The organism is Lactiplantibacillus sp. DA1 (genome assembly GCF_032681335.1).
In the GTDB taxonomy this organism is placed as follows: Bacteria; Bacillota; Bacilli; order Lactobacillales; family Lactobacillaceae; genus Lactiplantibacillus.
Genome location: NZ_JAWHTQ010000007.1, coordinates 233376 through 243865 on the forward strand (window position 1 = coordinate 233376; position 10490 = coordinate 243865).

The 10490-nt window shown below is 42.8% G+C and carries 9 protein-coding genes; 1 reads left to right on the top strand and 8 read right to left on the bottom strand.

The features are described from left to right. Positions 1–19 precede the first annotated feature (19 nt). The 7 genes from csn2 to RXV91_RS12570 all read right to left on the bottom strand — a co-directional run bounded on the left by csn2 (position 20) and on the right by RXV91_RS12570 (position 9429). Entirely contained in the window at positions 20–697 is a 678-nt protein-coding gene (csn2, locus tag RXV91_RS12540; protein ID WP_316440127.1) for a type II-A CRISPR-associated protein Csn2, read from the bottom strand. After that, on the bottom strand, positions 694–999 hold the full coding sequence (gene cas2 / locus RXV91_RS12545) for a CRISPR-associated endonuclease Cas2 (protein WP_063722123.1): 306 nt from the start codon (positions 997–999) through the stop codon (positions 694–696). Before cas2 ends, csn2 begins: the two co-directional genes overlap by 4 nt. Then, positions 977–1882 carry a type II CRISPR-associated endonuclease Cas1 gene (gene cas1, locus RXV91_RS12550; protein WP_316440128.1) on the bottom strand — a complete coding sequence of 302 codons (906 nt, stop codon included), beginning with the start codon at positions 1880–1882 and terminating at the stop codon, positions 977–979. The genes cas2 and cas1 overlap by 23 nt, the downstream gene beginning before the upstream one ends. A 194-nt stretch (positions 1883–2076) precedes the next feature. Beyond that, positions 2077–6153, bottom strand: coding sequence for a type II CRISPR RNA-guided endonuclease Cas9 (gene cas9, locus RXV91_RS12555; RefSeq protein ID WP_316440129.1), 4077 nt, complete (start codon positions 6151–6153; stop codon positions 2077–2079). Between the two features lie 285 nt (positions 6154–6438). Further along, positions 6439–7221, bottom strand: a complete 783-nt coding sequence (locus tag RXV91_RS12560; protein WP_316440130.1) for an alpha/beta hydrolase — start codon at positions 7219–7221, stop codon at positions 6439–6441. A gap of 24 nt (positions 7222–7245) precedes the next feature. Continuing rightward, a complete protein-coding gene (locus RXV91_RS12565) occupies positions 7246–7953 on the bottom strand; it encodes a hypothetical protein (protein WP_316440131.1) in 708 nt (235 codons plus the stop codon). Between the two features lie 111 nt (positions 7954–8064). Then, positions 8065–9429, bottom strand: a complete 1365-nt coding sequence (locus RXV91_RS12570) for an amino acid permease (RefSeq protein WP_316440132.1) — start codon at positions 9427–9429, stop codon at positions 8065–8067. 232 nt (positions 9430–9661) lie between these two features. Between RXV91_RS12570 and RXV91_RS12575 the strand changes: the two genes are divergently transcribed. Then, a complete protein-coding gene (locus RXV91_RS12575) occupies positions 9662–10132 on the top strand; it encodes an NUDIX hydrolase (RefSeq protein ID WP_003641724.1) in 471 nt (156 codons plus the stop codon). 82 nt (positions 10133–10214) lie between these two features. Here RXV91_RS12575 and RXV91_RS12580 read toward each other — a convergent pair. Then, positions 10215–10490, bottom strand: a 276-nt coding sequence (locus RXV91_RS12580; protein ID WP_316440133.1) for a transposase, incomplete at its 5' end; no start/stop codon positions are given.

Consider the following 10490-nt stretch of genomic DNA (forward strand, 5'->3'; position numbering starts at 1 on the left):
TTTTAACATCATTTACTCATTAATTCATATCACGCCAGTCTACTAAATCCTCGTCAACATAATAATAACAACTATTTTTGAACTTTTCCATTCGATTTGTTTCTGAGTATTCGATAACAATGACAGTTGCGCCCAAATCATGCACTAGTTGTTCAAAGCCTGCCCATTGTTTTTGATCTAAGTAATGGCTTACATTAGTCAACACCAGTTTTTGTTTTAAAGCTAGTTCAACATGCGTCTGAACAAGTGCCTCCAGTATTGCCCTTGGGTCATTCATAAGCTCCGTTGGAAAGTGAATACCGGTAAACTTCAATATTTGTTCTAGGCTAGGCGATTCGTCAACATCTAGCGGTAAGTCTAGTAAGAAGCTGGCTTCCATTACTTGCGAAACTACTTTACGATTTTCATCTAAGACCGCTACTTGCCGATCATCGGCCATTAACTTGATAATTTGGGCCTGCACTTTCTTTAGAAAAAGGCGGTTCAAATCGACTGATAACATTAAATCACCATACCAGTTACATTGGCTACTCATCGTCTGTAATTCAAGGTCATCATTGCTTATACGTACGCTGTCAATTCGATCTCGAAAGCCTTGGCACACTTCGGCATACATGTTACTATTTCCCAAATCGAGAACGTTGACCTTGCCAGCATCGATCTTGAATGGTGGGAATGGATAATATGTTATATTCATATAACAATCGTCCTTTCAGCTGAATTCAAAACATCATTGCTAGGTGTACCTTGAATATAGTGCATTGCCTGATACTGCTTCTCAGTCACTGTCATCGTTTGCACTTTCCCACCTTTTGGTGCCAGTGGCGCAATCCGCTTCTCCACGAATTCGGCTGCTTTCTTATTCACACAAACCCGGACGTAAGTTGAGTATTGCATCATCAAAAAGCCCTCACGCACTAAAGCTTTGTGAAAGTGCCGATATGCACGACGTTCTTCCGACGTATCCATGGGAACATCAAACATGACTATTAATCGCATCACTCGATACCTCATCTGGTAATTTCACCTCAATCTTTAGTTCTTCCGTTTCACCGCTAAGATAGTGTAAGCACGCGGCAACATACTCTGTAATCGCGTGGCTCACAATTGTTTGGTGTCCATTAAAACCAATCTCTAGGTCTAATAGCGACACTAGTCCAATCTTAATATCCGGTGTAAAGTCCTTAAACCGTTGTTGACTGACCCATTGATCAACAATCGGCCGAAAAGGCTCCATTAAATCTGAGCCGAGATTGAATTCGTTTTCATTATTCTCATGATGAATACCAATGCAGGTCAGATAGCCATTCAAAACAATCTCTCGATTCACCATGGATAATAGCACGGCGTATCCGTAGTTGAGTGCAGCGTTAATTGGGCTAAAATCTCGACGGTAGAACTGGTCACCAAATAACAATGAAAAATATTTATTAGCCACAACTGCCTCCCGATTAGTCACATCATTCAGTTCTAACTTATCCAACTCATCAACAAGTATCTGGGTATCGCCACCGACAAAGTCAATGACTTGAATCTGGTTCAAAATCTTACTACCAACATTTTTCGTCCATAGCGTTGCAATTCGTGCTTCGGGCCAAGTCACCTGTTGTCGTACCAAATCAGCTGTTCGCCGTGTTGGGTAATAATCGTTGGTCTCACTGATTGGTTCCCCCTGATGATCTGTAAAAATAACTTTGACATGAGCTTCCGCTAGTGCACAAAGCGCAGCGCTAGTAATCACAGCTTGAGTCGTTCCGACTAACAGCAATTGAATATCACTAATTGGAACCGCATATTTATCAGAACTCGTCTGAACTAGTATCCGATTCATTGAATAAGAAACTTTAGCATGTTGAGTAATAATCACGTTTCGCCATCCCATAATAACAGCTCCTTGATTAATTATATTTTTCGTGCTACTATTCACTTATATCAAGTTCTAAACCTTCTTGATATGACTACTAGTGTCAAGATCAAACAAGGCGTTTCATTGCCAAGTTTCACCTTTTGAGTCCGTATTCGGACCACTACATATGTACCAAGATGTCATCCTTATCGGGATGGCATCTTTTTTCGCTATAAATCTTTTAATGCAACTTTTCGCTCGAACAAACCAGTTGGTGATTGATATATAATTTCAGCGTCACCCGTTAACTTAATGCCGCCAGGGACTTGTAGCTTGCCAAAGTCTGTTTTCACACCTAGCACCTTTAAATCACCGTACGAGGCATTCGCATGTAAGCCAATAAACATATTGGTCAAAATTCCTTGCTTCCCTAAAACCAGCTTATTCCTAACAAATTGATTTTTTGCTTCCAGCAGCTCAATCTGATCACGAGCAGAATTGAGTATCTTCTTGAACTTGTTCATCTCGTAAAGTGGAAAGTATCGGTTAACCTGGGCAAGGGTTGCATCAAAAACAGTCAGTAAATTCTGATTTAATTGCACTTCAGACTCATTCTGCTTACCTAAAAATGCGCGCTGTAAAGTTAATGGTAAATACAGCTCTTGAATGTTGTGATAATACGTATCAGTACCAAGTGCGAAGCGGTGCGTTTGGCCTTTAATTCTATCTCGAACCACCTGTTCAAACCGTACCTTCGGCAATAACACTTCGTACGTCAGCATCTTCTTGCTATTGGCAGCAATGAGCGGTTCAATTACTTTCGTCACTGCTTGCTTGTTTGTGATTCCTTGTTGTTCTAACTGCTCAATTTGTGTCACCATAGTTGTAGGTACACCTACAATTTGGTACTGGACATCCTTTTTAGTCGATACTTTCACGATAGCCATGTAAGCCAGCGTTTTACCCGTATAACCACCATAAATAGCTGTATCGAAGGATTGTTTTTTCCGAATTAATCGCTTGCCATTATCACTTGCCTTCAAGAGAGTTTGATCAAACATTGCCCCATAGTTTTCGGATACCTCACGCGTCACCAATAATCGTTTGTAATCATAAAGTGTCTCGAAATATTTAATATCAGTTAACTTATTCCACAAAACTTCACCAGTATCGATATCCGTAATTGGGGTATCAGTCTTAGCTAGTTTTCGGATAACATTGAAACGCGTTAAGTTAACCGGCTGTTTAGCGAACTTACCGTAGACAAAGAATCGTTCCAGCTTCGGATATCGCTTCAACAAATAGGTGCCAATAAAGGCCGTTAAGGCCGCATCAAATGCATGATGGTAGTCATTGACCTCACGGATCTTCGGAAAATCAAATGTTTGTCGAAATTGATGTGTCAAGTTCGCTTTAACCGACACAATAGCGGCGGATGGATATTCTGCATTAATCAGCTCTTCAACTAGTTTGATAACCTGACGTGTCTCAACCAACTGCCGATTAATAAAACCAGTCGCGTACTTGCTGATTTCATCAGGACGCATCAGTAAGTGGTCAAGCTTCCGTTTGGTCATCAGCCCCATTCGGTGCATCTCTTTCCACTTAGCACCCATCTTTTTCCCGAACTTTTCACTAGCAAACGTATCATTTTTCTCACGATTGATGCGTGCATTTGTCAGTACTCGATTATCTAATGAGTCATCTTTCACCAGAGATTGTGGCAAGATGTGGTCGATATCGTATTCTGACAATCGATCGATATTAATCGCATCGCCGGTATACAAATCGCGACCGTTTTGTAAGAAATAAAGTACAAGACGCGTATTGAAATTAGCCTTGTTCTTGATTTTCTCTTTTAATTCACGTTGGACTTGATCACTGACAATAGCCCGAGCCGTCCCCTGATAGGCTGTAACAATTTGTTTTGACCGTGATTGTGTCCGTCGACCAGCAACGCCACCACCACGAGCTGCTTCCACAAATATCCAGCTAGGTGCTTGACCATTCATCGCATCTTTAATGTCAGCTAGCACCACCATCACTTCGCGAATAGCCTTCTTATTTTGCGGTGACGTATATAATTCATTGATGGTATCTTGAAGATCCGCCGTTGTTAGGTTGGCTTGGTTTGCCGATTTAATTTGATTCTCAATGGCAGGTTGACTTCGTAATTGCATGAAATTAGCGTTGGTCTCCCACAAACCGTCCATGATTGAACGATTATTATCATCTTTAAGACCTGTTAATAATTTTCGTGATAATTGTCCCCAGCCACGATATCGTAATTGGCTTAGTTGCTTAAGTTGGGCCGCTGTCAGCCAGGAAATCTCTGTCAGTTTTTGCTTAAAAATCGTACTATCTTCAAAAATAGTTGACCATAAAATAATTTTTTCAATATCAGCTTGCTTACGCACGTCTGACATAGCTTCAGGTAACACCTGTTTCAAATCATAATACGTGGATAACGAACTATTGAATGCTTTCGGATCCGCAAGCCCCGTAATTCGTGGCGCAGTGGGAAACTCTCCCGCTGCAACTAGGTTATCTTGAATATTCTTAGCTGTTACTCGTTTGTGTTTCTTGAACACTTGGTTATATAGTCGTTGTTTTTGCCGGGGTGTTAATTGTCCATCATCAACTCGAATATTATTCAGCTCATTGAGCACCATAAAGCGTTGGTAAATCAAGCTTCGTGCGGGTAGCACTTCCTCACCGATCAAATACGTATCCGTCGTCTGCATCCGCTGAATGAAAGCAGTCGCCGAGGCCACCCGATCGACCTTATCATCAAAATTCCATGGCGTGATTGGGCCATCAGCCTTACGTACCATCCATGCAAAACCTGCATTGGCAGTTGCTGCCTGCATTTCTTTAGTGATCAGCGGTCCGACATAATAAGGCACCCGGAAACCGACCAGCTCATCAAGTTTGTATGGGAACTTACCGCGTCGCTTGATGACCGGATTTTCTTCACCCAACCACGGGTAGTATTCCTTCTGATTACTAATAATTTGATCTAGCTCATTTTGTTGAACCTGATAAGGAATTGCCCCGTTCTGCTTCGTCCGTAATTTAGGCATGAATTGTTCAGAGTCAATAGCTTGCTTAATTTGAGCTGCCCAACTATTCAAATCTACATCGGCGTCAACAAATTTCCCCAAAGCCTTTTGAAACGCTTCTTGCGTCACCTGTTTACTTTTCACACCATCAATATATTGATCGTAGGTTGCCCGAATGGCCCGCCCGCGCTTGGCGTCTGACTGAGAGCGAATATACGCTTTCAGTAACTTCAAATCTTCGCCATGGCGTTTATACTTCTCAACCATACTCTGTGAGAACCGTTTACCTTCTGGAATAAGCTGTGCAAGATTGATGCTGGCGTATAACTGAATTACCTCATCAATAATCTGTTGGCCCACTTCGCTAAAACGGTCTTCAATGCTAGGAAGTTTGTCTTGATTTTCCTCTAAACTAAAGGCCCAATCCTTTGCTTCAGTAGCATCAATGTCCGTTAGAGTCAGCACATCAACCTTGGTTTTATTTCCAACGAGGGCTTTCGCAAATTCTGTTACCACTGCCTTTTGACGTTTCTTTTCCGCAGTAGTCGCGCCAGTTAGAACTGCTAATAATGGCATAATTAACTTTTGGCGGTCACTACGCGAGATATCAGTTCGTACCAACGTTTGTTTGATGCGGTCAAGCAATGTTGCATCAGTTGTCAGGTTCAAGTTCAGCTCCAGATCAGCCTGACTAAACAAATGATTCAAAATTTCAAAGTGCTGATGTAAATCAAGTTTCCCACTTCGATACGCTGTCGCTGCATCACTACGCAAAAAATTGCCGCGATATTTGACAATATGGTGAATCGCTAGGTAAATCTCACGCACATCAAACTTGCGGTGCTGAGTCATCAGCGCCTCACGTAAATGATAAATCGTTGGATAATCATGATAGAAATCCTGATCACTCCGATCATTAAACAACGTTTTTTCAAGACCGTTATAATTAGGATCACGAGGTGAAATATCCGAATATTTGCGCCGCGCAAAGAAATTGATATCCACCTTGCTGATTGGTTGGTCAAAGAATTCACGTAGTAATCGTAACCGCCATTTCACCCGTTTCAACCGACGACGCGTTGTCCGAAATCCACGCCGGTCTGCCGCGGCTGCCCCTTCTTTAAATAACCGCACACCAATCCCAGTCTGCCCCTTAATTTTTCTGACATGACCATTTGCGTCCACAACCGTCCAGCCAACCGAGTTCGTACCAATATCCAACCCTACACCGTATGGTTCTTTCATTTATATATCCTCCGATAAATTTTAGATTATGCACTTATTATCGCGCAGTTGGATAATCATTTGCAACAAGCAAAAGTTAATCCTAGCAATGATTGTAAGCGCAGTCTTAATTATTTTCTTTAGTATTAATGTATTAAATATCTAATCTTTGTAGCGTCGCCAAAATTAGCGACCTATTACTATAGACAAAAATACGGTGATGATACAAAGAATGCTATCATCACCGTACTTTTAAGTAATTATAATTTTTAAAATAATAAATCAAAAAAACTCACTGCCAACACCCTAGCACGTCGCCAAAAATCCCAACAAAGCCTTATTAAATGCCGCCGACTGCTCCGCCATTACGATATGACCGGCTTCCGGAATGACGACACTCTGTCCCCGTAGTGCCATTTGAGCAGTCACTGCCGCAAAGTCGGGATTGAAGAACGGTGACTTGGCGCCTGCAATGATCAAGAACGGTACGGTCAATTGGCGGATCACATCCCGCCAATCCTGAACCGCGTGGTTAACCAACAATGGAAACATTAATTTCGCATCGAACGGTGCCTGCGCTTCTACTGCCTTGACGCGCGCATACGTCGCATCATCGATGTGCTTAAACGTCGAGTGTCCCAGCGGCATTCTAAAATAGTCCGGAATATCCTGCCATTGAACCTGTTTGAACCCATATTGCCAGTGCGGTGTATTGATCATCCGCGGCGTCTGATCCACGTCGATCAAGGCCTTAATTCCTGTATCACCATACAATGACACGTACGCAAACCAAGTCGCGGCTCCCATCGAATTACCGAGTAAAATTGGTTGTTCGAGTTGTAATTTTTCAATCAATTCATGCGCATCCACCGCGCGACGACTCATACGTAAGCCTTTCGCCGTGTGCTCGGATAACCCTTGGCACCGCCCATCTAAATTAATGACCCGGTAGCCCGCCTGAATCAGTACCGGGATTTGAGCGCGCCAAATATCCTTAGCGCCGCCAAATCCCGTTAAAATAACGATTGGCTGCCCCTGACCTTCATCCGTATAATCTAACTGAACGTGATCTGACGTGATAAAATGCATTTCACCATTCTCCTTTTTGACTATTCATTCAACATGGTCGTTAAAATCTCGTGGCGTTAGCTTCTGTAATTTTTCTAGCCATTGGCGCGTTTTGTCATCCAGCTCAGCTTCGGAAAGTGTATTCTGGGCAATTACTGTCGAACCAAGCAACTGAGCAACCTTTTCCCAATCAATCCCCGTTGCTGTTTGAATACTGGTTTGTAGCTGTCGTACTTGCTCAGTCGTTATTTGGCCCAATTGCCGTGAATCACCCGTTAATGCTAATAGGGCATTGACTGCTAATTGCTCTGATAGGCAGGCCTGCCACGTCGTTGGGGACAGTGCCTCAGTTAACGTAATCCGCTCACTTAACGGCACGGCCGGCACTTCCTTGTTCAGAAAGGCCGTCCAGCGCGCCATTTCCTGGTCAACTAAGGCATACCCCTGCCACGGTAACTGCCGATTAAAGGTCTGTAACGTTTGCTTCGTCAATGCCACTACTGACCACGTTGTCTGACCATTGTCGCTCAATTCTGCTTGCCCTGCGGCTAACCACTGTGCCATAAAACGTTGCATCATCTGTCGCATCGCCGGCCGCTGTTTTGCCGCTTGCGTCAGGTGGTAACGCACTTGCAAAAATTCGCTAACCATTTCTGGTATAATCGCCCGCTTCTCCTGGGCCTGACGTCGTTGCTTTAATTGTCGTAACCGTTTCTGTTTACTGACTTTTGCATAATGTCCTTGCTTGACCATCGTGCCACCACTTTTCCTGATAATTATATTGATATTGATATTGATACCTAATTTTAACGCAATAAAAGCCCAAAATAAAAGCACTTACCATTTACTGGCAAGTACTCTTGATTACAACGTTTCTTCCTTGTTACCGGCGTATTTACGGAAATAAATCAATGTCATGATGGCCAGAAATACAACACCGACTAAAATTGAGTAGCGCGTTTCTGGATTAATAAACATGAAGACTAGTGTTAACGCGAGGAAGGCCAACGTTAAATAATTTGAATAGGGTGATAATGGCATTTTAAAAGGATGGTTCGCCATCTTGGCTGCGTTTTGCTTACGGAACGCAATTTGACTCACTAGAATAACAAACCACGGTACCATACCGGGCAAGACACTCGAACTATAAACCATCACGAAAATCTCACTAGCGTCCTTGAAAAACATTGGTAACACAACATTCAAGACGACTCCAATTAGAATCCCGGTCGCAATCGCAATAACGGAATAAAATGGTACTCCATGACGATTTAATAAAGTCATCTTCCTTGGTAACTGGTGACTTTCCGCCAATGTGTAAGTCATTCGACTCGCACTATAAATTCCAGAATTTGTTCCCGATAAGGAGGCCGTAATAACCACGAAGTTGATAATCGAAGCCGCAGCGGTAATCCCAATTTTGGCAAATGTCTGTACAAACGGTGAACCGATCTGGCTTAACTTATCCCAGGGGTAAATGCTAACAATTACGAAGATGGCACCCACGTAAAAGATTAAAATCCGGGCAACCGTTGAACGAATCGCTTTAACGATCGTGCTTTGTGGATTTTCAGCTTCACCAGCTGTGACTCCAATCAATTCAATCCCTTGATACGACGCCAACACAATTGCTAGTGCGAAGACAAAGCCCTTCACCCCACCAGTGAAGAAACCACCATGGGTCCACAGGTTACTGATTCCAATTGGATGACCGCCGTTACCAATACCAAAAATAATCAGACCTAAACCGGCAATAATCATCAGAATAATCGTCACCACTTTAATAAGTGAGAACCAGGTTTCCAGCGTCCCAAACATTTTAACCGAGATAAGGTTGGCCGCACATAAGAATACAATGGCAATTAGGCCCGGAATCCAATCTGGCAAGTTCGGCCACCAATACCGGCAGTAGCCGCCTAGTGCAATCATTTCACTCATCCCAACAACGACGAACTGAAAAATGTTGCTCCAAGCCGTCAAGTATCCAAAAACGGGGTGAATATATTCAGAAGCAAACTTGGCAAACGAACCGGTATTCGGATCGACATACAGCATCTCACCTAGTGCCCGCATAATCAGGTATAGAAAGGCCCCTGATACGATGTACGCAATTAGCACTGACGGCCCGGTCCACTTGATCGTTGAGCTGGATCCCATAAATAAGCCCACTCCGATCGTGCCGCCCAGTGCAATCATTTGCATCTGGCCCGTACTTAATTTTCTCTGCATAAATTACTCTCTTTTCATAAAATCAAAGAACTCACACTATCACGGCTGACAGTATATAGCTTTTATCTTAGCTAAAAAAGTGCACCGACGCAAACGGATTTAGTGACACATAGTCAGTATGTACTTGCTCTAACGCGGTTCGAGCATGCTTCGTATAAATTTATCAACAAACAGCTTTCAGTCAGAATTATCGGTATAATAAGGGTAATTAAACTAGAAACGAGGTTTCGTCATGGCAAATTACATTAAAGAAATTCGGGCTTTGGTTGGTCACAAACCAATCATTTTGAATACGGCCGCTGGTATTTTAGTCAACGATCAGCAACAAGTCTTGCTGAACCTTCGTACCGATACGCATAACTGGAGTTTACCCGGTGGCTATCTAGAATACGGTGAGACGTATGCCACGGCCTGCGTGCGGGAATATAAGGAAGATAGTGGCATTGATGTCGAAGTTGTTGATCGCATCGGCATCTTTGATAAAGGCGAGACGGCCTATCCTAACGGCGATGTAGCTCAAACAATCAGTGCACTCTTTCTTGTAAAACCCATTGGCGGCCACGTTCTGACCCAAGCCACTGATGAAACACTCAAACTCGACTACTTTGACTTCGACAACTTGCCGCCATTGTTAAATCAACAAAATGCAGATATGATTCACGCCGCCCAGGAATATTTACAGACCCATTCGGCAACCAAATAACCTAACCAAAAATCCCACTGAGTTTAGGTTCTCTGTCAACTGTTGTTGGTAATATTTTTATGGGTGCTTAGCCGCGCAACGGCTAAGCACCTTTTTTCAATTCGAACATTAAATGTATCCGTAATCTGAAGTTATTGAAGTTGCCAAAACCATAGGCGGTGTGTTTTAAGACTTTGATTTTATTATTTGTCCCTTCCAAAGGCCCATTTGAGTATTGATATTTAAGGGCGTTCTCAATCGATGCTTGGCTATCTCTTAGTCTGACAAAATGTTTCTCAATCTCCTCTGAAAATTGATTACTAGGATTCAGAACTTGTCTTAAACGGGGAATATCGCGATACTTAATGGCGCTTCTTAG